The sequence below is a fragment of the Methylobacterium sp. WSM2598 genome, from assembly GCF_000379105.1.
GTDB lineage: Bacteria > Pseudomonadota > Alphaproteobacteria > Rhizobiales > Beijerinckiaceae > Methylobacterium.
This window is the reverse complement of sequence record NZ_KB900609.1, coordinates 265,337-291,243: the sequence shown is the minus strand read 5'-3', so window position 1 is coordinate 291,243 and position 25,907 is coordinate 265,337. Positions and strand designations below refer to the sequence as shown.

19 protein-coding genes, 5 pseudogenes and 1 other annotated feature are annotated in these 25,907 nt (G+C 67.8%); of the genes and pseudogenes, 16 read left to right on the top strand and 8 right to left on the bottom strand.

Annotated features, from left to right (window positions below; genetic code table 11):
• The first annotated feature begins 556 nt into the window (after positions 1 to 556).
• Positions 557 to 784, top strand: a complete 228-nt coding sequence (locus MET2598_RS0101455) for a hypothetical protein (RefSeq protein WP_018259621.1) — start codon at positions 557 to 559, stop codon at positions 782 to 784.
• 140 nt (positions 785 to 924) lie between these two features.
• Here the strand turns inward: MET2598_RS0101455 and MET2598_RS0101450 are convergent, their stop codons facing one another.
• Positions 925 to 1,218, bottom strand: coding sequence for a hypothetical protein (locus MET2598_RS0101450; RefSeq protein ID WP_236728649.1), 294 nt, complete (start codon positions 1,216 to 1,218; stop codon positions 925 to 927).
• 553 nt (positions 1,219 to 1,771) lie between these two features.
• Here MET2598_RS0101450 and MET2598_RS0101445 point away from each other — a divergent pair.
• The 3 genes from MET2598_RS0101445 (at position 1,772) to MET2598_RS0101435 (ending at position 3,362) form a co-directional block, all read left to right on the top strand.
• Positions 1,772 to 2,026: a hypothetical protein gene (locus MET2598_RS0101445; RefSeq protein WP_012334416.1), complete on the top strand. Its 255-nt coding sequence runs from the start codon at positions 1,772 to 1,774 to the stop codon at positions 2,024 to 2,026.
• Between the two features lie 184 nt (positions 2,027 to 2,210).
• Positions 2,211 to 2,894, top strand: a complete 684-nt coding sequence (locus tag MET2598_RS0101440; protein ID WP_026190448.1) for a sigma-70 family RNA polymerase sigma factor — start codon at positions 2,211 to 2,213, stop codon at positions 2,892 to 2,894.
• Between the two features lie 201 nt (positions 2,895 to 3,095).
• Positions 3,096 to 3,362, top strand: a complete 267-nt coding sequence (locus MET2598_RS0101435; protein WP_018259619.1) for a hypothetical protein — start codon at positions 3,096 to 3,098, stop codon at positions 3,360 to 3,362.
• 85 nt (positions 3,363 to 3,447) lie between these two features.
• On the opposite strand, the gene MET2598_RS0101430 is transcribed toward MET2598_RS0101435, so the two are convergent.
• Entirely contained in the window at positions 3,448 to 4,926 is a 1,479-nt protein-coding gene (locus MET2598_RS0101430) for a methyl-accepting chemotaxis protein (RefSeq protein ID WP_026190447.1), read from the bottom strand.
• 343 nt (positions 4,927 to 5,269) lie between these two features.
• Between MET2598_RS0101430 and MET2598_RS43645 the strand changes: the two are divergent.
• Positions 5,270 to 6,169, top strand: a pseudogene (locus MET2598_RS43645) (tyrosine-type recombinase/integrase); the annotation flags it as partial.
• A 249-nt stretch (positions 6,170 to 6,418) separates the two neighbouring features.
• Here MET2598_RS43645 and MET2598_RS35820 read toward each other — a convergent pair.
• Positions 6,419 to 7,372 carry an NAD-dependent epimerase/dehydratase family protein gene (locus MET2598_RS35820; protein WP_026190446.1) on the bottom strand — a complete coding sequence of 318 codons (954 nt, stop codon included), beginning with the start codon at positions 7,370 to 7,372 and terminating at the stop codon, positions 6,419 to 6,421.
• Between the two features lie 685 nt (positions 7,373 to 8,057).
• Between MET2598_RS35820 and MET2598_RS35815 the strand changes: the two are divergent.
• From MET2598_RS35815 to MET2598_RS0101400, 5 genes and pseudogenes are all read left to right on the top strand, one after another.
• Positions 8,058 to 8,783: pseudogene (locus tag MET2598_RS35815) on the top strand (IS630 family transposase); the annotation flags it as partial.
• 66 nt (positions 8,784 to 8,849) lie between these two features.
• Entirely contained in the window at positions 8,850 to 9,716 is an 867-nt protein-coding gene (locus MET2598_RS0101415; RefSeq protein WP_018259615.1) for a fumarylacetoacetate hydrolase family protein, read from the top strand.
• Positions 9,717 to 10,118: 402 nt separating this feature from the next.
• Positions 10,119 to 11,765, top strand: a complete 1,647-nt coding sequence (locus MET2598_RS0101410) for a hydantoinase B/oxoprolinase family protein (RefSeq protein ID WP_012334423.1) — start codon at positions 10,119 to 10,121, stop codon at positions 11,763 to 11,765.
• A gap of 8 nt (positions 11,766 to 11,773) precedes the next feature.
• Entirely contained in the window at positions 11,774 to 13,852 is a 2,079-nt protein-coding gene (locus MET2598_RS0101405) for a hydantoinase/oxoprolinase family protein (protein ID WP_018259614.1), read from the top strand.
• 76 nt (positions 13,853 to 13,928) lie between these two features.
• Complete coding sequence (locus MET2598_RS0101400; RefSeq protein WP_012334425.1) at positions 13,929 to 15,029, top strand: branched-chain amino acid ABC transporter substrate-binding protein; 1,101 nt, start codon at positions 13,929 to 13,931, stop codon at positions 15,027 to 15,029.
• A 610-nt stretch (positions 15,030 to 15,639) separates the two neighbouring features.
• On the opposite strand, the gene MET2598_RS0101395 is transcribed toward MET2598_RS0101400, so the two are convergent.
• Both MET2598_RS0101395 and MET2598_RS40620 read right to left on the bottom strand, forming a co-directional pair.
• The gene (locus tag MET2598_RS0101395) at positions 15,640 to 16,110 is read right to left on the bottom strand and encodes an excisionase family DNA-binding protein (RefSeq protein WP_018259613.1); all 471 of its coding nucleotides are present in this window, start codon (positions 16,108 to 16,110) and stop codon (positions 15,640 to 15,642) included.
• A 52-nt stretch (positions 16,111 to 16,162) separates the two neighbouring features.
• Positions 16,163 to 16,243, bottom strand: a pseudogene (locus tag MET2598_RS40620) (IS5/IS1182 family transposase); the annotation flags it as partial.
• A 288-nt stretch (positions 16,244 to 16,531) separates the two neighbouring features.
• On the opposite strand from MET2598_RS40620, the gene MET2598_RS38485 reads away from it, so the two are divergent.
• The 5 genes and pseudogenes from MET2598_RS38485 (at position 16,532) to MET2598_RS0101370 (ending at position 19,912) form a co-directional block, all read left to right on the top strand.
• Positions 16,532 to 17,083 (top strand): cupin domain-containing protein, encoded by a 552-nt coding sequence (locus MET2598_RS38485; protein WP_084673742.1) that lies wholly within the window; start codon positions 16,532 to 16,534, stop codon positions 17,081 to 17,083.
• A 562-nt stretch (positions 17,084 to 17,645) separates the two neighbouring features.
• The gene (locus MET2598_RS0101390; protein ID WP_012334428.1) at positions 17,646 to 17,849 is read left to right on the top strand and encodes a dodecin family protein; all 204 of its coding nucleotides are present in this window, start codon (positions 17,646 to 17,648) and stop codon (positions 17,847 to 17,849) included.
• A 94-nt stretch (positions 17,850 to 17,943) separates the two neighbouring features.
• A complete protein-coding gene (locus MET2598_RS0101385) occupies positions 17,944 to 18,171 on the top strand; it encodes a hypothetical protein (protein ID WP_012334429.1) in 228 nt (75 codons plus the stop codon).
• Positions 18,172 to 18,342: 171 nt separating this feature from the next.
• Positions 18,343 to 18,902, top strand: a pseudogene (locus MET2598_RS38480) (IS3 family transposase); the annotation flags it as partial.
• Positions 18,624 to 18,740 (top strand) — a sequence feature (AL1L pseudoknot). Its footprint overlaps the pseudogene before it by 117 nt.
• A 296-nt stretch (positions 18,903 to 19,198) precedes the next feature.
• Positions 19,199 to 19,912 (top strand): PAS domain-containing protein, encoded by a 714-nt coding sequence (locus tag MET2598_RS0101370; protein ID WP_236728648.1) that lies wholly within the window; start codon positions 19,199 to 19,201, stop codon positions 19,910 to 19,912.
• 27 nt (positions 19,913 to 19,939) lie between these two features.
• Here the strand turns inward: MET2598_RS0101370 and MET2598_RS0101365 are convergent, their stop codons facing one another.
• On the bottom strand, positions 19,940 to 21,280 hold the full coding sequence (locus MET2598_RS0101365) for a polyhydroxyalkanoate depolymerase (RefSeq protein WP_012334433.1): 1,341 nt from the start codon (positions 21,278 to 21,280) through the stop codon (positions 19,940 to 19,942).
• A gap of 341 nt (positions 21,281 to 21,621) precedes the next feature.
• Between MET2598_RS0101365 and MET2598_RS40615 the strand changes: the two are divergent.
• Positions 21,622 to 22,083 (top strand): annotated as a pseudogene (locus MET2598_RS40615) (helix-hairpin-helix domain-containing protein); the annotation flags it as partial.
• Positions 22,084 to 22,235: 152 nt separating this feature from the next.
• Here the strand turns inward: MET2598_RS40615 and MET2598_RS0101345 are convergent.
• Positions 22,236 to 24,287: an ATP-binding protein gene (locus MET2598_RS0101345; protein WP_012334434.1), complete on the bottom strand. Its 2,052-nt coding sequence runs from the start codon at positions 24,285 to 24,287 to the stop codon at positions 22,236 to 22,238.
• Complete coding sequence (locus MET2598_RS0101340; RefSeq protein WP_018259606.1) at positions 24,284 to 25,807, bottom strand: ATPase domain-containing protein; 1,524 nt, start codon at positions 25,805 to 25,807, stop codon at positions 24,284 to 24,286. Before MET2598_RS0101340 ends, MET2598_RS0101345 begins: the two co-directional genes overlap by 4 nt.
• Positions 25,808 to 25,907 lie beyond the last annotated feature (100 nt).

The window sequence follows — 25,907 nt, the reverse complement described above, 5'->3', positions numbered from 1 at the left end:
GGCCGCCGGACGCGTACCAACCGGACCCGCAATTCAGGCGGCCCGTCCGCTTGATCGGCCTCACCGGCCGAGGCGGCCACGGCCGGGTGTCGGTTTTCGGATAGCAGCTCGGTCCGCAGATGGTGCCGCCTCCCGTGTTGGGGGACGCCGCGGAGGCGCCGCCCAGGCTCGCGGCCCAGAGCGAGGCCGCGAGGGCACTCAGGATGATGGTCCTCATGGCGTTCCTGCCTCGGATCGGTTCGAAGGTCGTGGTCGGCCTCGCGGCGGAACGGCGCGGCGTGCCTGACACCCTTCCTACGGCGCCCCGCAGGGACCGACCGTGTGCCGCCACACCCGGTCGCCGTCCGGGCCCGGCGCGCCGGCGGGCGCCTTCGGCGCGGCTGCGGGAGGCCCGGCGCGGATCACCCGGACGGGGTCCGCGGGGCGGGCGCCGCGTCGTCAGCCCTGCCCTGTGCTCTGGCGCACCGACGCCTGTTTCTGCGAGGCAGAAACAGGCGAGCGTGACCTTCGGCTATGGACCGGACATTCGGAGCACCAATCGTCAGGGAGAAAGACCATGAGAGCATGCTGCCTCCTCACAGTCGCATTTCTCTTCACGGTTCCGTCCGACGATGCCTCCGCGGCGAGTGATCTCGACCGCTTCGACGATCACGTGTCGAGCAGGATCAGCACCAAGACCATCGAGGCGCATCTCAGCCGGATTCAGGATGCGTTCCGGCGCGCCCGCACGAGCTGGTATCATCCCGTCCGCTACCGGACGGCCTTTCCGACCCTCGGCCGCTGATCCCGGCAGCCGCCGCGAACGGCGTTCGTCGCCGCGCCGCGGCCCGCGGCGAACCTCCGGCCCCGCATCGACGGTCCGGTGACGGTGCGATGGCCCTGCCGGGCGCGGGCCGCCGCGGCGGGCTCGCCGCGGGCGGCCCGTCAGCCCGTGGCCGCGCCCATCTCCGCGGCCGGACGGACCGCCCGGCTCGCGTCGAGAGCGTCCCGGACGACGCGTCGGGCCGTGGCGGGCGCGAGCCGGTCCGCGCGCGGCGGGATCGGCCCGTGCTGGGAACGCAGCCACGCGGCGGCCGCCAGGAGCGCGGCGCGGTCGAGCCGACGCGCCAGTTCGTCCTCGCGCAGCTGCTGGGCCCGGACGCTCAGTCCGGCGAAGTGCAGGAGGAGCCGCTGGGGCACGTCGTCGAGGAGCAGCCCCGGCGGGACCGCCTGGGCCATCGGCGTCTCCTGCGGGTCGGTCCGGATCGCGGAGGTCGCTGGGGCCATCGGCGGCTTGGGCTTGCGGTGATCTGATTTATCGGTCGGCACGGCCTTGCGGCAGGCGGCCGCGGCAGCAGACCTGTGCCACCACCGTCGCTCCTTCCGAGCCGGTTAAGCTTCTATTAAATCAAGAGAGAAGGCCAGGGCGCTCAATGCACGAACAGCAATATCATAGCAAAACTTGCGCCCGCCGTTCCAATGAGACCTGCAGTTGCAATCATCTCAACGATCATTTCAGCCTCGCGATGAATTGTGACAAGTCGTACCGGGCTCGGACGGGTTTGGCAACTGGTCCGCTAACACCACGGACGGCTGGACGGAGGCGCCACGCGGACCGGAAAGGCAGTCCGTCCCGTCGTCGGCCGACGGCCTAAGTGCCTCGGCCGGCTGACGGCCGAGCTTGTCCCGGTCGGGCGCAGGATTGCAGTGCGCTGAAGATCGGGGTCGAAAGGTGAGGTGAAATCAGCACAGAAGATTGCCACGAGTGTGTCAACGTGAGCACACTGGTGGGATGTCCTGGAGCACGCCCACGTCGCACTTCCAGCTCTGGCTCCTGTGGCCGCGACCGGACGGCGTCGGCGTCGTGACCGATCACCAGGATCTGGGCGTCGCCACCAGGGAGGTGGCGGTCGCCGCCGCGGCGGATCGGGCCTGCGAGCTGTTCTCTCGGTCCGAGGGCGTCGTGATGCTGCTGGACGCGGCGGGCCAGCTCGTCTGGTCGCGGCGGAGCGGGATGAAGCGGCCGGGCCAGCCCTCCGGGCCGTGACGGCGGCGCCTCGCGGGCGCCGCTCCGCCACGGCGATCAGGACCGCGAGGAATCCGGCGCCGCATGCGGCCCCTACGTAGTCCTCCGAGCTGCGCCGGTCGCGCGAACGGACAGTCCATCGGAACCTGAGCGGCAGGGACATACTTGTTTATGTAGTAGAGACTGTTGTCGGGAGGGAAAGCGCGTGCCGTTTGACCTTGTCGGCGAGGTGAAGGCTGCTTCGCCTGTTCCTCCCGTGCTGCCGCCGTTCCTGCGCGACGATCTCGGCGGGCGGTTGCGCGCCGGCTACGCGGCCTTCGTGGCCGAGCCGCAGCCCCGCGCCCTGCTCGATCTCGTCGCGCGGCTCGAGGACGCCCTGGCCCGGGCCGAGGCGCCCCGTGACTCGTTCCGGGACGAGCTTCTGGCCGCGATGCCGGCCCTGCGGCTCTTCGCGATGACCCTGGCGGCCGATGCGCATCAGGCCGAGGACCTCGTGCAGGAGACGCTGCTGCGCGGCTGGCAGCACCAGCAGCGCTTCCAGGCGGGCACCTGCCTGCGGGCGTGGCTGTTCACCATCCTGCGCAACCAGTTCTACACGACGTGCCGCAAGCGGCGCCGCGAGGTCGAGGATGCCGACGGCAGCGCGGCGCAGCGCCTCGCGGTTCCGGCGGATCAGGACGACGGCGTCGCGTTGCGGGAGACCTGGGAGCAGGTCGGCAGGCTGCCGGCGCACCAGCGCGAGGCGCTGCTGCTCACCGCCCTGCAGGGGCTCTCCTACGAGGCCGCCGCCCGCGTCATGGGCTGCCGGGTGGGCACGGCCAAGAGCCGCGTCAACCGCGCCCGGATCGCCCTGGCCGAGGCGCTGGGCGGCGAACCCGCCCCGCCGTGAGGCGGTCGGCTCGGAGAACGCCGCTCTCGCCGGGGATAGAAGTATAGCGGCGCGCCAGGACGGTATCGTTCTGCATAGAGGTGTTGCGCTCGCGTCCCTATCACGCTCCGAACGTCCCCGCGCGCCCGGGCAGCGTAGCTTTTGCGGTTCGGCTTCGTATTCTCCGGTCGGCCGTCACGCGTGCGGCAACCCGGGGGAGACATGACCATCAAGATGATTGCTGCCAGCGTCGGGATCGCCGTCGCCGCACTCGCCTTTCCGGCCCTCGCGCAGGGCACCGCGGAGCAGCAGCAAGCCTGTACGCCGGACGCGATGAGCCTGTGCGGCGAGCACATCCCGGATGCCGGCCGAGTGAAGGCCTGCCTGATCAGCAAGCGGACGAGCCTGAGCCCGGCCTGCCGCGCGGCGATCGCCGCCAACGATCCCAAGCCCGCCGCTCCCCGCAAGCGGCGCCGCAAGCACGCGTGAGCGGCGCGCCGGCGGGGTGGCGCGCGCAGGCGCTCCGCCACCGCCCCGTCGCCTCGCGGCGCTCCGGCGTCGGCATCGGCCGCGCTCAGGCGGCCATGCCTCGCGAGAACTCGCGCACCTGCAGGGTCGCCTCGTTGACGCGCTGGGTCGAGGACGCGATCACGCCGATGCTCCGGGAGATGTCGGCCACGGCCGAGGTCATCGCCTGCATGTTGGAGGACATCTCCTGGGCCACGGCGGCCTGCTGCTCGACGGACGAGGAGATCGCCGCCGAGATCTGGTTCACCTCGCCGATGGTCGCGCCGATGCCCGCGATGGCGGCGGCGGCCTCGCGCGCGGCGCCCTGGGTCTGGGCGATCTGCGCCCCGATGCTCTCGGTCGCCTTGGTGGTCTGCGCGGCGAGGGTCTTCACCTCCGCGGCGACGACCGCGAAGCCCCTGCCGGCCTCCCCGGCCCGCGCGGCCTCGATCGTGGCGTTGAGCGCCAGCAGGTTGGTCTGACCGGCGATCCTGTCGATCAGATCGACGACCTCGCCGATGCGCTGGGCCGCGGCGGCGAGGCCGCCGACCACGGCCGAGGTCGCGTCGGCCTGCGCGACGGCGCGGCCCGCGACCTGAAGGGCGCGCTGGACCTGCCCGCTGATCTCGCCCACCGAGGCGGCGAGTTCCTCGGCGCCGGCGGCCACGCTCTGGGCGTTGCCGGACACCTGCTCGGCGGCGCTCGCCGCGCCGACCGCCTGCTGCGAGGCCTGGGAGACGGAGGTCGCGATGCTGTCGAGGTCGCTGTCGACGGCCCTGTGCAGGCGGGCGCGCTCGAGGCGTTCGGTCACCGCGGCGGTGACGTCGGTGGCGACCTTGACCACCTTCACGAGGCGGCCGGACGCGTCCGCGACGGGGTTGTAGGTGGCCTGGATCCAGACCTCGCGGCCGCCCTTGCCGATGCGCTTGTACTCCGCCTGCTGGAACTCGCCCCGGCGCAGCGCCTCCCAGAAGCGGGTGTAATCCGCCGATTGCCGCTCGGCGGGATCGACGAACATCGCGTGGTGGCCGCCCCTCACCTCGTCGAGACCGTAGCCGACGATCGTCAGGAAATTGCCATTGGCAGTGACGATGGTGCCGTCGAGGGCGAACTCGATGATGCCCTGCGAGCGGTCGAGCGCGCGCATCTTGCCCTCGAAATCGGCGTTGCGCAGCTTCTGGGCCGTGACGTCGGCGGCGCATTTCAGCACGGCGTAGGGCTTGCCGCCGCGGCCGACGAGCGGGTTGTAGGACGCCTGGATCCAGACCTCGCGGCCGCCCTTGCCGATGCGCCGGTACTCGCCCGTCTGCGGCTCGCCGCGGCGCAGGGCGTCCCAGAACAGCCCGTAGGCGGCGCTGTCCCGCTCAGCCTCGGTCACGAACAGGCTGTGAGGCCTGCCCCTGATCTCGTCGAACTCGTAGCCGAGGACGGACAGGAAATTCCGATTGGCGGTGAGCACCGTGCCGTCGAGGGCGAACTCGATCATGGCCTGCGACCTCGAGATGGCGCTCAGCCGCGCAGCGGCACCGGTTAGAAGCTTGAACATCACGAGCCCTCTTTCGTGCGAACCTTGGCCTTTCGCGTCGGCGATTGGCGACAGCCGGGCTTTCGAAGTTCTTGACGCAATTGCACAGCCGACAGCCGATCTCGCAAGCTGCCGTAGGCAAGCCAGACTAATCTTGTGCCGATTGCGAGCCAGCGGCTGGCGAATGACAACCTTTTTTGAGCAACACATTCCATGCCGGTAGCCCAATCCGCCGAGACCGGCCGCGAAAAATATCCATGTGAAATGCGTAAAATTGTAATTGAATGCAAAATAACCGTAGGATCCAGGCCCTGCTCGCTGCAGAAATGCTGTCCGGAGAGTCGAATTAGGACGAATTTCATCAATGCGAGGAGCTAGGCCGCAATCCGAGGCCGCCGGGGTCATCGCGACCACCTCACCGATCCTCCTGACGGCCGACCTCGCCGGACGCCTCAAGGCCGTCGATTGGGGCCGTCACGATCCTCGCCGCCTCAGGGAGCCGCCGTCGCCGCGGCGGCCGTCCCAGGGACCGGGATCGTATTTCGAGCTGAATGGATGGTGCCGCCGGGGAGGATTGAACCTCCCGACCTCGTCGAAGCGCCGTGCGGAGGCCCTGACACTTGAGGCATTGATCGGCGATTGGGATCGGAAGCATCTCAGCCACGGACGGGAGACGTACCGGCGGGACATGGTGGCGCGAATCAAGCGTACGCTGCCCGGTCTGCTGACATGCCCGTCGGCGTCGCTGACGCGGGCGGACGTGAGGCGGGCGCTTGATGCCGCACGGAAGGGCGATCACCTCGCAAGGAACGGCGAGGCTAGCAATGCCGCCGCCCGTGCCGAGCCCTCCCGAGATGCCTCGATTGCCGCGACTGGGGCCGGCTGTCGGGCCATGTTCAAGTGGGTCATCAAGGCCGAGCTGGTGACGGCCAACCGGTTCCACAACCTCCCGCTCGCCCCCGTGAAGCCCGAGCGCGACCGGTGGCTTGACGCGGACGCGGTAGGGGCGGTGTTCGCAGCAGCGGCGGCGACGCCGTACCCGTTCGGCCCGTTTTTCAAGCTGCTTGTGCTCACCGCACAGCGCCGCAATGAGGCCGCGGGCATGCGGTGGTCCGAAATCGATCTTGAGCGCTCAACATGGACGATGCCGGCAGACCGGCAGAAGAACGGCAGGCCGCATGTGGTTCATCCAAGTGCGCCCGCCCTTGCGGTTCTGCGCGAACTCGCGACCGTGCGTCGTGGAAGCGACCTCCTGTTGACGACAACGGGCACAACGCCGATCTCCGGCTTCTCAAATGCCAAGGATGATCTCGACGCCCGTAGCGGAGTCACGGGATGGCAGTGGAAGGATCTCAATCAGTTCGACCTCGTAGAGAGCACTGCAAGTGGTTCGCTGCATCCGCGCAGATGTAGGTGTCGAGGTACCGGGAAATCCCGTAGGAGCTTCGGCACGGGGCCGCGGAGGGTCCGATCGGGTCGGGCCGGACGCTCGCCCTCCAGCGACGTGCAGCGATCAGCACGACAGGCACACCGCCAAGAGAAGGCCACCTCGCATCTGGATGGCTTCGATCGTGGAGAGCAGGCCCTGCCGAAGGGGCGTTGTCGCGAACCAATCGAGTTTCTTGGCCGCGTCAATTGGATCTGCGATCTGTTCGCGCTCCATCAAGCGGTTGGGGACGTTCCCAAAGGCTAGTAGGTCAGGCTTGCCCATAAGTTCGCCAATAAGTCTTAGCAGATCGCACAATCGGGTTGCCTTCCCGGTCCCGATCTCAATCGGTTTGACATCGGACAGATCAGCAATGCCTGCGCGCAAGAACGCGTCTATTACATCATCTACATAAACCCAATCGAGCAGACGATCGCCTCGAGAAAGATGGGCTGTCCTTCCCTCTAAGAGAGTCTGTATGGTGTAGGGGATGACCTTATAGTCTTTCTGCCCAGGTCCGTATGTCATCATGAGGCGCAGAGTGGTGACCGGAAGTTCGTAAAGCGACGCGAACATGCGGGCGTAGCCGCAGGACACCCATTTGGCGGCCGCATAAGGGGACGATGGCACGGCGTCGTCCGCGCTGCCCTTCGGCTCCTCGAGGGAGCCTGTCATCACCATGCGTCCGATGCTGTGCCGAGTCGCTTCGGTCAGCACGTTCGTTGTTGCAATGACGTCGTTGCGTAGACTGTCGGGAATCAACGTGAGTTCTTGGCCTCCCCGACTGTCACTCGTGAGCTGATAGACGATGTCGGGCCGCACCGCCCGGAACACCGCCGCAACCTGCTCGGCGTCGCTCGCGTCGCAGCGATGCCATTCGGCGCCTAGGTTTCGATGCCCCGGATCTGCGCTGCGAGACGCTCCAGTCACGCGGGCTCCGCGGCTGACAAGCGCCCGAACGAGATGCTGACCCAGGAACCCAGTCGCGCCGAAAACGAGCACTCTGGCGCCCCGAAGCTTATCAAGATCGATGGACGTCATGGCTGACACCTTAATATGTAAAATCCTGTGCCGCCAAATCGGCTGCGCCCTGCGTATCGGATCGGAAATAGAGACATGACGACGCACGGCTCTCCGGTGGGTCGGTCTCTGCGGAGAATAATGCAGCGGCCAAGCCTTACGTGATGCAGAGGCTAGATCGAATTGCAGGCTTGGGCCTGGTGAGAACTCAAGCGAATGCAACCGAGTTGGCGGTCGGTTCGGACGAACGTCGGCTTGAGTTGCGGGCTATGGCGGGCTGATCGGAAGACCGCGCTGGCCGTTCCGGCTGATGATGGCTCGACCAAGGATCCATGAGCGACGGCGGCATTGGATGCGGACGTGCAGGAGCCTGCGCCACCAGCGACGGTGACGTGCTCGGGCGTCTTCTTGGGCATTCACCCCAACCCGCACGGACGCTCCCTCATCATCGGCGAATGATCGCACGAGCAAGCCGTCTCCCCCGCTTCTTATGGGGCGAGACTGCCTAGCGCTAGATTTTTTGTCTATCGCGCGCGTCGCCGAGGCAACTTGCGTTGTGTCAATTCCGCCCGATGATCGCCTCAGCAACACAAAGAGGGCCGGGGCCGGGGCCGACCGGCGCCTGCCCCGGACCGATCAGGGCGTCCGATCGCGTGCTTTGCCGAGGTCCAATAGGGCTTCTAGAGCATTTTCCGACGACCTGCGGTCTGTCCAGCGCATCTGGGACGCACACCGCCTGCGGCCGCATCGGGTGCGCAGCTTCAAGCGCTCCACCGACCCTGCCTTCGCGGCGAAGGTCGAGGATATCGTGGGCCTGGACATGGATCCGCCGCGCCACGCCGTGGTGCTCCCGCTTGACGAGAAGAGCCAGATCCAGGTGCTGGAGCGCACCCGCCCGAGCCGGTCCGTGACGCCCGGTCGCCCCGAGACCCAGACCCACGACTACGTCCGGCACGGCATTGCCGCGCTGTTGGCCGCGCTGAACGTGCTGGACGGCACGGTGATCGGCCGCTGCATGCAGCGTCACCGCCACGAGAAGTTCCTGCGCTTCCTCACCACCATCGAGGCGGCGGTGCCGGCCGGCAAGCTGATCCGCGTGATCCTGGACAACTATGCCACCCACAAGCACCCGAAAGTGCGGGTGTGGTTGGCTCGGCATCCGCGCTGGACCTTCCACTTCACCCCGACCTCGGCCTCGTGGATGAACGCGACCGAGGGCTTCTTCTCCGCCCCCACACGACGTCGGCTCCGGCGCGGCAGCTTCAGCGGGATCGTCGAGCTCCAGGCCGCGATCAACCGCACCATTGCCGAGCACAACGGCAGGCCCAAGCCCTTCGTCTGGACCAAGCCGGCCGCTGCCATCCTCGATGCTGTCGACGGCACCGCTGCCGGAGGCGGTCTGTCGCGCCATGCGATGAGGCCGCGCGGATGATCCTCTGTTCGCGAGCAGTCCGGAAGCGCGGCCAGCGAGGCTCTCACAGAATCAAGGGGTGTTCCGATGCGCTATTCTTCCATCCGCACCAGTGGCGGCAACACGCTCGCCATCCGGCGCGACGACGGGATCTACGATCTGCGCATGGTCGATCCGGGCCTTCCCGATGGGGTGGGCGGGCTCGTGGCGGGCGAACCCGAGTTCATGGACCGTGCGAAGAAAGCCGCGGGGGCTGCCACCGGGGCTGCCCGGCTCGACGAGGGCTCGCTCCGCTACCGACCTCTGATCGAGCGGCCCGGCAAGATCATCTGCATCGGTCGCAACTACGCCGCGCATGCCCGGGAGGGCGGCGCCGAGCCGCTCGACTACCCGGACGTGTTCATGCGCGGAGCCAACTCCCTCGTGGCGCATGGCGAGCCCCTGATCAGGCCGCGCTGCTCGGACAAGTTCGACTACGAGGGCGAACTCGTGTTCGTGGTCGGCCGGAAGGCCCGCCACGTCGGCCTGGATGAAGCCTGCGGCATCATCGCCGGCTACTCGGTGTTCAACGAGGGCTCGATCCGCGACCACCAGCGGAGGGCGACCCAGTGGACGATGGGGAAGAACTTCGACGGAACGGGCGGCTTCGGGCCGGACCTCGTCACACCGGACGAGCTGCCCGACGGGGCGGACGGGCTGCGGCTCACAACGACTCTCAACGGCCACGTCATGCAGGACGGCAACACGCACGACTTCATCTTCCCGGTCGCCCGGATCGTCGCGATCCTCACCGAGGCGATGACGCTCGAACCGGGTGACGTCGTCCTGACCGGCACGCCCTCCGGCGTCGGCTATGCCCGCAACCCACCCGTCTTCATGAAGCCGGGCGACGTCGTCGAGGTCACGAACGAGAAGGTCGGCACGTTGCGCAACACCGTGCGGGACGAGGCTTGACGCGGGTCGTGCGTGCCCGGCGGACAGGTCGAACGCGGCCCGTCGGACCGTGCCTGTCGCGCTCGGCTGCGTGAATCGCCGGAGTTCGAGCGGGAGTGCGTGGAGCGGTCCTCCCGGTGCCAAGGGTTCAGCTCTCGCCTCTGCAACAAGCTGCCCGGAGCCAGAAGCTGCCGAACAGCGCTGGCTGCGACGTTCGCGCGAAGGCCCGGCCAGGATAGCTCCCGCGGTCTCCCGGAAGTTCCCGCGCGTCTACCATCCCAAAACCGTTCCTGCAGGAACGGTGGATTGAGCTAAATGTTGGTGAGCGCGCTGGTATCCGAACCCAGGTGGACCTCGTGGCGACCGGCCTGCGACCGAGCACCGTGCCACGTGCGCCTGCCGCCACGGAGGAGATCTGAGACCGTGCCGCGTCCGCTCGATCCGATCACCATCTCCGTCGTCCAGCACCGACTGTCGGCGATCGTTGAGGAGATGGGCGAGGCGATGCTCCGCACTTCCTACTCCCAGATCCTGAATGCGAGCCGCGACTTCTCGATCGCGATCTGCGACACCCGGTGCCGGCTGATCGCGCAGGCCGACCACATCCCGGTGCATGTCGGCGCCCTGCCCTGGGCCGTCCGCGCCGTCGAGGACAAGTTCCAGGGCGCCGTCCGGCCGGGCGACGTCGTCCTGCTCAACGATCCGTCGACCGGCGGCTCGCACCTGCCCGACGTCACCGCCTTCGTGCCCGTCTTCGGCGAGGGCGTGCGCCGCTATTGGGCCGTCGTGCGCGCCCACATGAGCGACATCGGCGGCGCCACCCACGGCGCCTACAACCCGGCCGCGACGGAAATCTGGCAGGAGGGGCTGCGCATCCCGCCATTGAAGCTCTACGACGCGGGCACGCTGCGGGACGACGTGCTCGACCTCATCGCTCTCAACGTGCGCTTCCCGCGGGACTTCCGGGGCGACCTCGCCGCCATGATCGGGGCGGCGCATCTGGGCGAGCAGCGCATCGCCCGACTCTTCGGGGAGGTCGGGGCCGACCGCGTCGACGAGGCAGTCGAGGCCATCCTCGATGGCGCCGAGCGCCGGACGCGGGTCGTGGTCGGCGGCTGGGCCGACGGCATCTACCGCGGTGAGGCCTTCCTCGACGACGACGGGCGCGGCCGGGAGGATGTCCGGATCGTCGCGACTGTCACCAAGAGCGGTTCGGACATCGCGGTCGACCTGAGCGAGAGCGACCCGCAATCGGCGAGCTTCGCCAATTCCTCGCACGCCAACATGCAGGCGGCCGTGGCCATGGCCTTCGCCTACCTGATCGACCCCGACATCCCCAAGAACGACGGCTGCTTCCGGCCGCTCAGCGTGACGGCGCGGAAGGGCAGCGTGGTCTGGGCGGACGACGCGGCCCCCGTGACGCTCTGCACCACCCACCCGGCCAACGAGATCGTCGAGGCCATCGTCAAGGCCTTGAGCCTCGCCTGCCCCGAGCGGGCCATGGGCGGCTGGAGCCGGCGCTTCCGCATCTCGATCACGGGCGACAACCCGCGCACGGGCAAGCCCTTCATCTGGCACATGTTCCACGCCCGTCCGGGCGGCGGGGCCTCCCCGCGCGGGGACGGCTGGTCGGCCGCGGGCGAGTGGCATTCGGTCGGCGGCATCAAGTTCGGCAGCGTCGAGGTCGCCGAGGCGCGCTTCCCGCTGCGCTTCGAGACGCACGAGTTCCGGCCGGGCTCCGGCGGCGACGGCCAGCATCGCGGCGGGCTCGGCACGGCGATGGACCTCGTCGTCGAGGTGCCGGCCTACGCCCACACGGCCGGCGAGGGCGCGCGCCACGGCTCCGCCGGCATGCTGGGCGGCCGGGACGGCGCGCCGCACGACTACCGGATCGTCTCGCAGGACGGGGAGCGGACGCTGCGCACCAAGGAGTTCGGCATCTCCATCGCGGCCGGGGACCGGCTTGCGGTGCGGTCGGCCGGCGGCGGGGGCTGGGGACCGCCGGAGCGGAGGGCGCCCGAGGACCGGCAGCGCGACCGCGAGCGCGAGATGACCGACGAGCGAGCCTGAGCCGCGCCATGCCCGAGACCGACCGCATCCCGAAGCCCTATCGTATCGGCATCGACGTTGGCGGGACCTTCACCGACCTCGCCTGCGTGGACCCGAGCGGCGCACTCACCTTCGTCAAGACGCCCTCCACCCCGGAGGACCAGTCAGTCGGCGTCCTGACGGGCTTGGGCGACCTCGCGGCCCGCCTCGGCCTCGATCTCGCGGGCCTGCTCTCGGCGACCGACCGCATCGTGCACGGCACGACCGTCGCCACCAACGCGCTCCTGGAGCGCAAGGGCGCTCGGGTCGGCCTGCTGACGACCCGGGGCCATCGCGACGTGCTGGAGATGCGCGAGGGGCTGAAGCCGAACCGCTACGACCTGCTGATGCCGCCGCCCGAGCCGCTGGTGCCGCGGCACCTGCGCCGCGGCGTACCCGAGCGTGTAGGACACGACGGCACGGTGGTCACTCCCCTCGACGAGGCCGCGCTCGACGAGGAGATCGCTCGGCTGAGGAGCGCGGGCGTCGAGGCGGTCGCGGTCGCCTACCTGCACAGCTACCGCAATCCGGCGCACGAGCGGCGCACCGCCGAGCGGCTGGCGGCGCTCATGCCGGAGGCCTACGTCACCCTGTCGAGCGAGGTGTTGCCGCAGATCAAGGAGTACGAGCGGGTCTCGACCACGGCCGTCAACGCCTATGTCGGCCCGGCCGTGCGGCGCTACCTGGGCAGCCTGGAGCGGCGCCTCGCCGAGGTGCGCTTCGAGGGGGGGCTGTTCATCATCCTGTCGCAGGGCGGCGTCGTGCCGCTCGGCGAGGCGGCCCGGCTCGCGGCCGCGACGGTCCTCTCGGGGCCGGCGGGCGGCGTGGCCGGGAGCCGGCACGTCGCGGCGCTCACGGGCGCGTGCAACCTCATCCCCTTCGACATGGGCGGGACCTCGACGGACATCTCGCTCGTGGCGGATGGGGCGATCGCCCTCTCGGCGGATGGCGGCCTCGCGGGGGAACGGATCGCGCTGCGCAGCCTCGACATCATCAGCATCGGGGCCGGGGGCGGCTCGATCGCCCGCGTCGATGGGGGCGGCATCCTGCAGGTCGGGCCGGAGAGCGCGGGCGCGAAGCCCGGCCCGGTCTGCTACAGCCAGGGCGGGACCGAGCCGACCGTGACGGATGCCAACCTATTGCTCGGCTACCTCGACCCCGAGCACTTCCTCGGTGGCCGCCGCAGGCTGGACGCGGCCGGCGCCGCGGCCGCCATGGATCGCCTCGCCGCCAGCCTCGGCGCGAGCCGCGACGAGGCCGCGGCGGGCATCTACCGGCTCGTCAACCTGAAGATGGCGGACGGCATCCGGCTGATGACGCTGCGACGCGGGGTGGATCCGCGCGGTTTCGCGGTCCTCAGCTTCGGGGGCGCTGCGGGCCTCCACGCGGTCGAGGTCGCGCGGGAGATTGAGGTGGGACGCGTGATCGTCCCCGCCATGGCCTCGGTGCTCTCGGCCTGGGGCATGCTGAACGGCGACCTGCGCTACGAGGTGGCGCGCAGCCACCTCGCCGACACCGCGGGCCTTAATCCGTCGGCGCTCGCCGCCCTGTTCCGGCCGCTCGAGGCCGAGGCAACCGAGCGGCTCCGGGCATGGTTCGACGGTCCGATCCGCCTCGATCGGTCGGCCCAGATGCGGTACGGCGAGCAGATCTTCGAGGTCGACGTGCCGCTCGAGGGACTGGACCTCGCGGCGCCCGGATCCGTCGCGGCGCTCGTCGAGCGCTTCCACCGCCGCCACGAGGATCTCTACACATACGCCTCGCCCGGCCAGGAGGTGGTGCTCGTCAACGTGCAGGTCGCGGCCGTGGGCCGTGTCGAGGCCGTCGATCCCGCCGGGGCAATGCCTGCGGACGACCAGCCGGTCGCCCCGTTGCGGATGCAGCGGGCCTACTTCGACGGCTGGCGCGAGGTCCCGGTCTACGCCTTCGGCACGCTGGGGGCCGGCTGCCGTCTGACCGGGCCGGCGCTGATCGAAGCCGAGACGACGACGGTCGTGCTCGGCGCGGGCGACACCCTGACAGCGGACCGGTTCGGCTGGCTGGACATCAGGTTGAGACCCGCGGCGTGACCGCGGAAGCGGCGGCGCGCCCCGGCGCGTCGCCAAGACGGTGGCAGCCGCCGCACCGACGGCGGGATCGAGGGGGATGGCCATGAAAATGCGGTCTGGTTCGTGGGTGCTCGCCGCCCTCCTGTGGTCCACGGCCGTCCGGGCGGACGTGGTCGTCGGTGTCGTCGTGCCGCGCACCGGGCCCGTCGCGGCGATCGGCGACCAAGTGCTCAACGGCGTGAATGCGGCCGTGAAGGACGTCAACGAGAGCGGTGGCGTGAACGGCGAGAAGCTTGTGCTCGACGTTCAGGATGATGCCTGCGACCCGAAACAGGCGGTATCTGTGGCGAACCGCTTCCTCCAGAACAAGGTCGGGCTGATCGTCGGGCACGTCTGCTCAGGCGCGACCATGGCCGCCTCCGAGATCTACGCGGAAAACGGGGACGTGATGGTGACGCCCTCCGCCAACGTCGCGAAGCTGACGGAGCGGGGGCTGTCTGGGATCTTCCGCGTCTGCGGGCGGGATGACCAGCAGGGCGAACTCGCGGCCCGCACCATCGCCGAGCGCTTCCCGGGCAAGAAGGTCGCGATCCTGCACGACAACCAGCCCTTCGGGCGCGGGCTCGCAGACGCAACGAAGACCAACCTCAACCGGATTGGCGTCAAGGAATCCCTGTTCGCCGCGATCACACCGGGCGAGCGGGACTACACTTCCGTCATCACACGGCTGAAGTCGGCCGGCATCGACGTCGTTTACTACGGTGGCTATCACCAGGAGATGGGAACATTGGTGCGCCAAGCCTCCGAGCAAGCCTACTCAGCGCAGTGGATCGGCACCTCCGGCATTGCAAGCAAGGAATTCGCCGCGATCGCGCACGGCGCGGCGGACGGCGTGCTGATGACCTTCAACCCGGACGCCCGGAGGCGCTCTGAGGCCAAGGCCGTGGTCGACCGTTTCCGTGCGCAGTCGATCGAGCCGGAGGGGTTCACGCTGTACGGCTACACCGCCGTGCAAGTGCTGGCCCAAGCCGCCCGAAACGCGCAATCGACCGACCCGAAAGCCGTCGACCGTGCCCTTAAATCGGGGACTTTCGGCACGATTTTGGGCAATGTCGGTTTCGACAGAAAGGGAGACATTTCTGCTCCCGGTTACGTTCTGTACCGGTGGTCGAATGGAGATTTTACGCAGATAAATTGATAATATTGAGTCTTTAAGCGTACCATCAGCGATGAAATTGGCATCAAGTTTTGATCTTTGCGGTTTTCTTGGTTGTCATCGTTGCAGATGACCCAGGGTAGACGTGACGGCTGGACTGCTGCGAGGTCACGTCAAAGTCCCGTGGCAAAGGTTGCAATGCGCTGACCTCCGAACCCCTGCACTCCTTCGCCGGCGCACGAATCCGGGATCAGCTGACAGGTGTAGCGGCATAAGCCACCGGCCGAGCCGAGACCGGACGGGTCAAAATGACCCAAAGCGGCCCCTCATAGCGCATGCCGGGAAGGTCCGATTGCGAGGGTTTTCCCGACATTTGTTTTCCTGATACCGCCGCGCTTATAGTTTCACCTGTTCAAGGTAGGGGTAGGCGGTGAGCGAGCGGAGCCGTCCGACCCCGGCGGTGAGCGCGGTCCAGGCTTGACAGCAGGCATTCACGACGGCGTCGTAGTCGGCCAGGAGCCGATGGGACAGGGAGCGCTCGCGCAGGGAGAGCCAGACGCGCTCGACTGCGTTTCCATGCTACCTCTCTACGTCCGGTTCCTGCTGCTTGGCGGTAGCGCCGCCGCTCTGACCTGGTCCAGCTCGTCGCCGCTCATCCGCACGATCCGGATGCGCTGGTCCCAAGGGCCGCCATGCGCCCCCGCAGGCGCCCGTCTTGCAGCCAGCGGTAGGCGGTGTGCCGGTGCACGCCGAGCCGCTTGGCCGCCTCGTGCAGGGTCCATTCGGTGCCGGGCTCGCGCGCGGCGCTGCCGCTCCAGATCGGCCGCCCGCTGCCCAGCCCGTAGCGGAACACCAGGCGCTGGACCATGGACGCGTCGAACCCCTCCCGCTCGGGCGGCCGCCAGCCGGCAGCGTTCAGCCGATCGGCGATGGCCGCGGCCGAGCAGCCCTGCCCGCGCAGGTCGCGGATCGTGGCCAGCACCTGCTCGCACCCGCGCAGCTGCTCGAACCGCCGGACGGGCCGGACCAGCGCGTGGCGGGTCCGCGCACCGCCGGCCCGGTCGCACGCGACCTCGACGTGCTCGCTGCTGCCGTCCACGCGTACGGCGACCTGCTCCAGCATCAACCGGGCGATCGCCTGGCGGTCCCGCTGCGTCGTCGGCGCATGCCACAGCGCCCTTGGGGCGCGGTTTCGGCGAGGGCAGGAGCGGAGCGATCTCAGTCCAGAGATCGTCAGGGAGCAGCGGACGGGCCATGCAGCCCAACGCGCAAGCCGCCCGTCCGTGCCGTTCTGTTAGGCGCGCTAGAGCATTTTCCGACGAAGTGGATGCCGGTTCGTCGCAGAAAATGCCGCAAGATCAAAGACCGAGAGCAGTACCCGATTGCAACGTGATCGGGTACTGCTCTAAGCTGGCAGTGGGGGCTTTGCACCCTAATCCATGATAGGTTCGGAGCCGCTCGGCAGAAAGGCCTTACTTCTATGGCTGCTTCGACCCGATCGGCCTCTTCTATTGAGGCGCGCCTGGAAACGCAAATACGGAGTGATGCTCGTGAGTGATGCGCTCAGTGCCGAAGACGTCGTCACGCTTTTGGGACTGGAGCCGAACGCAACATGTGGTTGTGTTCGCGCAACCTACCATAGCGCGCGCTGTATTGCGCCTGGTGGGCTGGCTGAACCCTTTGGAGATGGGCGTCCATTAGGGTCAGCGCTGTACTTCATGGTCACACCACTAGTGCCCGTAAGGCTGCACCGGATCCAAAACGATCAGCTCTACCATTACTATCTCGGTAACCCCCTAGAGGTATTTCTTCTACACCCAAACGGCGCCGCCCAGCGGGCAGTTGTAGGACCAAACCTGCGCAATGGCGAGCGCGTTCAACTGCTGATCCCTGGCGGCGTATTCCACACTGCACGGCTCATCGGTCAGGAAGGTTGGTTTCTGGGCGCGAGCACGGCCTGGCCTGGTGTGACGCCAGCGGATGCGGAGATCGGCGATGTCGAGGAACTGAGCACGAGGTTTCCAGTATTCGCCGCCGACCTGCGGGCGATTGCAGGGTCAGCGCAAGCTTCCAGACCGCCTAAAGGCCACAATTAGTAACCAAAATCTAGAAAAGGCCCGCCACAACAGGATCGGGCGGAGTGAAAATCTGTGGTGATTCCGGATGCTGAGAACCGGAAGAAGCTCGGCAGCCGTCGCGCCGGCGAAGTCGCAAGAGAAGCCAGCCGCGGCCGGACCGGGCGGGCTGAAAGGTTACGATCCACGTTTCGGGGGAACTGGAACGGGCGTGCGTCAAGCATATTCTGAGTGCCGTTGCATCTCGTATTCAGAGCTAATCCACAATAACGAAAGAAATCTCGCCACGGCGGGGCGCCGGGTGGGCTAAGGCTCTGTAGAGTAGAAGCGGGCCAGAAAAGCATGCTGGATTCCAAGCTGGCAAGGCGCTGCCGAATCGGCTCCTACACAATCGTCTTCGCAACGTAGTCTGCACGTTCTGCAGGCCGAACGCTGTCGCGTCGACGAAGCCTGCTATTCGCATAACCCCATTACGGACGCGCCTCGGCGTTACTGCCAAGCCACCGCACGTAAATGCACAGAGGATTGCGTCCCTATTGAGCCGGGCATAGCATCACATGCCTGACCCGCAAGGGAGGCAGTCATGTCGGTGGTGAAGTTCCTCGAACTCTCCGCACAATCCCCGCAAGGCTACGAGGACGCGATCAAGCAAGCGGTCGAGCGCGCATCCAGCACGCTGCGCGGCATCCAATCCGTCTGGGTCAAGGAGTTCGAAGCCGTTGTGGAGAACGACAAGGTGACCCAGTTCCGGGCCACCGTGAAAATCTCGTTCCTGCTTGAGGGCTGAGGCGCGGGCGCCGGCTGAAAGGGGCGTTCTGATCGAGCCGTTCAGCGGCCTTGTAGGTCACGCGAGGACCCAAACCAAAACACGAGTGCCTGCGATGAGCGCGGCCGCAATCCTTCAGCCACAGCTGGTCCTTGTCTGGGCTGGTGTGCTGCTTTTTATAGGCGGCCTCCTGCTCACAGCCTTCACGGCGCTCTGGGGTGGGCGCTTCAAGGCCAAGAGCCGGACGGATAGCGCGGCCGGCTTCAGCCCTCGGGCAAACTGGCCGGGGCTGGTGATGCTGGCAGCGGGCATCCTCTGCTTCCTGGCTGCCGCTGCGGTCTAGAGCGGCACCCGATCACGTTGCAATCGGGTGCCGCTCTCGATCTTTGATCTTGCCGCATTGTCTGCGACGAACCGGCATCCACTTCGTCGGAAAATGCTCTAGACAGAAACGAGCGGACTTGTGAACCGCTCCGGGTTTCCCGGAGGCTCCAACTCTTGAGAGGATGGAGCCATGACGAAGCGCAGCACACCCTTTTCGCCTGAAGTCCGCGAGCGCGCGCTGCGGATGGTGTTCGACCATCAGGGCGAGCATGGCTCGCAGTATGCGGCGATCCGCTCGGTCGCTTCCAAGATCGGATGCTCGGGCGAGACGCTGCGCAACCGGGTTCGTCATGCCGAGCGGGACCAGGGCCAGCGCGCCGGACCGACGACGGACGAACGCGAACCGATCAAGGTGCTGGAGCGGGAGAACCGCGAACTGCGACAGGTCAACGAGATCCTCAGAAAGGCGTCGGCGTATTTTGCGATGGCGGAGCTCGACCGCCGGTCGCGGACATGATCGCCTTCATCGACGATCACCGGGAGGCCTACGGGGTCGAGCCGATCTGCCGCGTGCTGCCGATCGCCCTGTCGACGTACTACGCCCAGGCCGCGCGGCGCGCCGATCCCGACAGGCTGCCGGCCCGGGCTCGCTCGGACGCGGCGCTGATGGTCGAGATCCGGCGCGTGTTCGAGGAGAACTTCTGCGTCTACGGCGTGCGCAAGGTCTGGCGGCAACTCGGCCGGGAAGGCGATCTTGGACAGGTCCACGCGAGCCGTCATGCCCGCAGGGGTCGATGGCGGCCAATAAGCTTAGCCATATGACGGCCGGGCAGAGGCCAAAACTGAGATGTTCGGTCCCGGCACGAGGGCGACGGGGGCGAATGGCGACGCAGCTCGGCCTTCCGAGTTCGGCCACCCTGCCGCGGGCGTCACACATTCTGCACGCTTGTCGCATACCTAGCCAGCAACCATTTCACCCCCACACGAAAGCTCCACTGCCGCTCGGCCGAAAATCCGCCGGCTTCAGCATGGAGGACCGCCCAGGCATGACCGCTGACTGGAACTACGAGCCGCCTGTTGCGCACGTGTTCGACGATGCCATCGTACCGATTTATACGACGGACGCTGACGGCTGGCTGACGTACTACAATCGGGCAGCAGCGGAGCTTTGGGGATATCATCCGGAGATTGGCCGCACCCGCTGGTGCGGCTCATGGCGCATATTCACGCCTGCCGGTTCAGAGTTGCCGCTCGATCAGTGCCCGATGGCGATCGCTTTGAAGGAGGGGCGGCCCGTTCGCGACGTGTGGGCCGTGCTGGAGCGGCCCGAGGGCACGCTGATCCCGTTCATGCCCTACCCGACCCCGATCCGCGCCCCGTCAGGAGTGATTATTGCAGGCTCGAACATGCTGGTGGCGCTCGGCTCAAGGCCGATGCGGCACTCATTGGAGCTGTCAGGTGCGGTTACGGTGTCAACCCACTCCCCGGATATTTTGAGAGGCGCGGAACTGGATGATTTGACAGGCCAGTTACAATCCACGTTGGGCGCCATCGCTGATATTGAGGTTGCTTATCAGCTCGACTGCGAGCGCCTGGACGACTGGACCGGACCAAGCGCTGAGAAAGAACGAATTCTCATGCAGCTACAAACCAAACGGGAGCGGAAGCGGACGGCTTTGATGAAGCGGCTGAACGATCTGCAAGAGCGGGCAGTCTCTCTGAAGCCGCTCTCGCGTCAGGAGCCATCCACTCTACACTGAAAGGCTGATCGCTGGCTTGACCTCGCCTCAGGACTGCCCCGCAACTTGCAGAGTACCAGCCACAGGATAGTGGTGTGGGGCTTTGTACACGATCAACGCCACGGATCGATTGAGAGCGTCGACCTCGTCCTGATCGAGCCCGAGCGTGGAGGCCTCTTCGCAAGTCGTTCCCCGCTCAGCGGGCCGCTCGCTGCTGCTCTCCATGAAGTGCTTGATCTTCGGCACAACCTCGGCCTGGAAGCGCGAGCCGTTGAAGATGCCGTAGTGACCCGCTCCCGCCTGGAGATGGTACGCCTTCTTCTCGGGCGGCAGGTTGGGCGTGAGGTCGAGAGCCGCCAGCGTCTGTCCGACGCCCGTGATGTCGTCCTTCTCGCCCTCCACCGCCATCAGAGCGCAGCGGCGGATCGCTCCGAGGTCGACGGCCTTGCCGCGATGCTGCATCTCACCCCGCGGGAGCCGGTGGCTGATGAACACCTGCTCGACCGTCTCAAGGTAGAATTCGGCGGTGAGGTCCATCACGGCGAGGTACTCGTCGTAGAAGGCCCGGTGCTTGGCCGCGGAGTCGCCGTCACCCTCGACGAGATGGTTGAACATGTCCCAGTGGGCGGTCAGGTGGCGGTCGAGGTTCATACCCATGAAGCCTCCCAGCTGAAGGAAGCCCGGGTAGACCGCGCGGCCGTTGCCCGGATGGCTCGGCGGCACGGCATGGATGCAGTGCTGCCGGAACCACGTGATGCCGCGCTCCCGCGCCAGTTCATTCACCGCGGTCGGAGAGCGACGGGTGTCGATCGGACCACCCGCGAGCGTCGCCGAGAGGGGAACCAGGGGGTGGTTCTCGGCCTCCATGCGGGCAATGGCGGCCAGGACGGGCACCGAGGGCTGGCAGACCGCCATGACGTGCAGGTCCGGCCCGAGCGCCGCGAACATCGCCATGCAGTAGTCGATGTACTCGTCCAGCCCAAAGCGCCCGGCCGCGCGCGGCACCTGCTTGGCGTCGGTCCAGTCGGTGATGAACACCTGATGCGTGTCGAGGAAGGCCGCCACCGTACCCCGCAGCAGGGTCGCGTAGTGGCCCGACATGGGAGCCACGAGCAGCAGCTTGGGCTTGTCACACGGCTCGCCGAAGGCGATGACCCGGCAGAAGGGCTGCTCCCACACGATCCGCTCCGCGGCCGGCAGGCCGAAGGCGGGTTTGGGATAGGAGCGGGTGGCCCGCTCGAAGATCTCACACGAGGCCGCAATCGAACGGCCGGCTACCGTGTAGGTGAGAGGGTTGAGCGGGTTCTCGCACGCGAGCTTCGCGAGGTCTGCGGCGACGCGGGCTGGCGTGAGCATCAGTTCGCACGACTCACGCATGAGGTACATCATACGCATCCACCTCTCAGCAGCCCGGGCGCTCAGCCCTTCGGCGACACAGTAGGCGATCAACACCTCTGATTGCTGTTTGGTTTCGCACCATGCGCTATCGCCTTTGGTTTTGCTCAAGCTTCAAGGGCGCTGGAGAGCTATGGACGAGTGCGTGGGTGCGATGCGTCTCCACTGGGCCCGCACCGATCGGCACCTCGTCGCAAGTCCTGGATGGAAGCGGAACCAAACAGGGACCATGTTCGGGCGGATGGCAGTGGCCCAGCTCTGGAAGTGGTCTCGTGGCTCTGCTTAGCTGAGGGGGCGGGAGCCGGTCATGGGTCCCGCGGGGACACACGAACCAGATGGTCCGGCCCAAGCAGGTCGAGAGGAACGGCCCGATCGAGGCCCTCGCGGGCACGGTCGAGCGCGTGACGTTCCACTCGCCCGAAACCGGCTTCCGCGTGCTCAAGGTGCACGCTCGCGGCAAGCGCGACCTCGTGCCGGTGGTCGGGCATGCGCCCGCGATCGGCGCGGGCGATCGGATCACGGCGACAGGAATTTGGCTCACCGACCGCGCCCACGGCCTCCAGCTCTAGGCCGAGACCCTGAAAGCCACCCCGCCGACCGGCGCCGCGGGCATCGAGAAGTACCTCGCCTCCGGCCACATGCGCGGGATCGGCCCCGCCATGGCCAAGCCCATCGTCGGCGCCTTCGGCGAGAACACCTTCGAGTTCATCGAGGCCGAACCCGACCGGCTTCAGGAGGTCTCCGGCATCGGGCCGTGGCGGGCCGCCAAGATCGTTGCGGGCCGGGCCGAGCAGAAGTGCGCGACTCTGGAGAGCTACCATTCCTGGTATCTCTTTGGACAAGGCAGGCCCAAGATGTTGTCTTCGAGCGCTTCGCGCACAGGTCTCATAAGTCCACTTGAGGGCGAGTAGAGGACAAGAGGTGTCCTGGTGCTTTCGTCGAGAAGGCCTCAACCGCCCTCGCCCCCGAGCACCAGCCGAAGCGAGCGGGCGAGCTCGTCGCGGCGATAGGGCTTGTTTAGCACGGGCAACTTGCCCTGGCCGATGACTTGCCCCTCGTCGGGATTCGCCACGTAACCGGAGGTGAGCAGGATCCTGATGCCCGGGCGCACCCGCTGTGCCTCGGCCGCAAGCTGCGACCCGTTCATGCCGCCGGGCATGACCACGTCCGAGAACAGGATGTCGATGCGCTCCACACCCTTGAGATGCTCCAACGCCTCGGCGGCGTTGCGGGCGACGATGACCCGGTAGCGCAATTCCTCCAAGCTCTCGACGGCCATCCCGAGCACCTGCTCGTCGTCGTCCACCAGGAGCACCGTATCGCCCTCACCCGCGCGGCGAAGTGGGATCGCGCCGACGGGCCCGATTCCGGCCTCCTCGTCGGCCGGGTCGGTGGAGCGCGGGAAGTACAGGCGAACCGTCGTGCCCTTGCCGATCTCCGATTCGATCTGCGCGAAACCCCTGGCGCTGCGCGTGAAGCCGTACACCTGGCTAAGCCCGAGCCCCGTTCCCTTGCCGACCTCCTTGGTGGTGAAAAACGGCTCGAACACGCGCTGGAGCGTATCAGGCGGGATGCCGCTGCCCGTGTCAGTGACCGACACCGCTACGTAGGGGCCGGGCGGCACGCCCAGGTCGGTGACGGCGCCAGTCCCAAGGTGGACGTTGCGGCTCGTCACCACGATGCGGGGGTGCCCCTCGCTCCCCTCCATCGCGTCGCGCGCGTTGACGATCAGGTTCAGCACCGCCGCCTCGAACTGCGCAGGGTCGATGCGGATTGGGTCGAGCGCCGGATCAAGGTCGAAGACCAGCTCGACGGCCCCGCCCGCGGCGCGCTCGGCGAGAGGCTTGAAGTCGAGCAGCAGGCGGTTGGGGTTGAGCGTCTGCGGCCGCAGCATCTGCCGGCGCGAGAAGGCGAGTAGCTGCTGGGTCAGTTGCTCGCCGCGCTTGGCCGCGCCCATGGCCGCCTCGGCCAGGCGCTTGACCCGCTCGACCTGCTCGGGCCGGCGCAGCATCATGTCGAGGCCGCCCACGATGACCGTGAGCAGGTTGTTGAAGTCGTGGGCGACCCCGCCCGTCAATTGCCCGATGGCCTCCATCTTCTGGGCTTGCCGCAAAGCCTCCTCGGTGGTCCGTTGGTCGGTGCGGTCCATCAGGATCCCGGCGACGCGCAGGGGCTTGCCGGCCTCATCGTGCTTCACCTGCCCCCGCATCGCGATCCAGCGCACCGCCCCGTCGGTGCGCCGGATGCGGCATTCCAGGTCAAGCGTGCCCGTCGCCGCCGTCGCCGCGAGCGCCCTCTCGGCCACATCGCGGTCCTCCTCCACGACGTGGGCGAGCAGGGCCTTCCGGTCCCAGTGTGGCGCCGCATCCACGTAGCCGAAGGCGGCGTCGAAGCGGGGCGAGCGCCGCGACGCGCCGGTGCGGCAATCGAGGTCCCACGACGCCATGCCGGCCGCGTCGAGTGCGAAGGCGAGGGTCTCGTGCGCGGCCTCGACCTCCCCCGTGCGTTCGGCCACGCGCCGCTCCAGGTCCTCGTTGGCGCGCCGAAGCTGCTCCTGGGCTCGCTCGCGCTCCAGGAGATGCTCGCGGGCCTGGTATTGGCGGCGTCGCGCTCGCAGGGCGGAGGCGGTGGCGCTGACGAGCGTCTCCGCGTTGATGGGGCGTTCCAGCAGGACCACGTTGCCGAGCCGGGCGAGCAGCGCGGAGGCCCTTTCGGAGCGCGGCCCGGTCTGGCGCGTCGCCAGCACGACGAAGGGGAAATCCGACCAGGCGGGCTGCGCGTCGAGCCACGCGAACAACTCAGCCGGCTCGGCGCCGAGCGCCTCCTCGGTGACGAGCGCGGCGCCCGCGCCGGCCGAGAGGCAGTCCAGCCAGCTCGCCAGGTCCGGACACGCGGCGGCGCGCGCGCCCGCCCGGGTGAGCACCTGCTCGGCCACGAGGGCGTCGCGCCCTCGTGGCGCCAGGATGAGGACGCGCTCGTCGTCCGCCACCGATGCGGTCACCGGACTTCGCCGCCGGCAGGCGCTTCGCCCGTCAGCATCGGCACCCTGCCCCGGTAGGACGGCAAGCCGGTGAGTACACCCTCGAAGTCGGTCAGCGCCCTCCCGACCTGTATCCCGTGCCCCGACAGCTTCATCTCGCGGATGGTCCGCTCGTGCGCGTTGACGCGGCTCTTCACCACGGAGAGCGCCGTGCGCACCTCGCCCTTCGCCTCGAAGAACCGGAACAGCAGGATGCAGTCGCTCAGGTAGCTCAGGTCGACGTCGGTGCGCACCTCGCCGACGACGCCGTGTTGGCCCAGGACCAGGAGCGTGGTGATCCCTTGCTGGTTCAGGTAGCTCAGCAACTCGTGCATCTGCAAGATGAGGAACTCCTCGCCCGGCATGGCGTGCAGGTAGGCGTTGAGGCTGTCGACCACGACGAAGGTCGAGCCACGCTCCTCGACGGCCTGCCTGGTCATGCTGGAGAACTCGCCGGGCGAGAGCTCGGCGGGGTCGATCTGCGTGATGATCAGGCGCCCGGCCTCGATATGCGGGGCCAGGTCCATGCCGAGCATCGCGGAGCGAGCGAGCAGCGTCGCCAGCCCCTCGTCGAACAGGTAGTAGGTCGCCTTCTCTCCGCGCTCCAGGGCGGCCACCATGCAGCGGATGGCCGTCGTGGTCTTACCGACGCCGGAGGGGCCGAGCAGCAGCGTGTTGGTTCCCGGCACGAGGCCTCCGCCGAGCAGGAGGTCGAGTTCGTCCGAGCCGGTCGAGCGCGCCCTCGCGTCGAAGGCTGAGCGGTGCTCGGCCGCGATCAGGCGCGGGAACACCTGGACGCCGCCGGTCTCCAGGACGAAATCGTGGTAGCCGCCGCGGAACTTGATGCCGCGCATCTTGACGATGCGCAGCCGCCGCCGTTCAGAGCCGAACTCGCGCGGCGCCTGCTCCAGGGAGACCACCCCGTGCGCAATGCTGTGGAGCTGCAGGTCGCCCGTCTCCGAGGTACGGTCGTCGAGCATCAACACGGTGCAGGCCCGCGTGGCGAAGAACTGCTTGAGCGCGAGGATCTGTCGCCGGTAGCGCAGCGGGTTCTGGGCTAGCAGCCGCAGCTCCGAGAGGCTGTCGAAGACGACTCGGTCAGGCCTCAGATCGTCGACCCGGGCGATGACCTCCTTGACGGTCTCGCCGAGCTCGATCTCGGAGGGGTGCAGGATCGACTGCTCGCCATCGGGGTCGAGGCCCATCTCATTGACGAGCTCGTAGACCTCGATTCCGTCGAGCGCCCAGCCGTGGGTCGCGGCCGCCGACCGGAGTTCGTCGGCGGTCTCGGACAGGGTAACGTAGAGGGTGCGCTCGCCGCGACCCGCGCCATCGCGGAGAAACTGGAGCGCGAGGGTGGTCTTACCCGTCCCGGGATTGCCCTCCAGCAGGTAGAGCCGGCTCGGCGTCAGGCCGCCGCAGAGAACATCGTCCAGGCCGACCACGCCGGTCGAGATGCGCGGTCCCACGCTGGTCGGCGGGCTCGTCGAAGTATCGGTCATCGGTTCGGTTGAGGCTCCGTGGCGTAGAGCGCGGCCCCGGGTCGGCGGGCACCGTAGAGGTCCGCCAAGCCTAAGTCAGCGCACGGGACAACGCATCGTG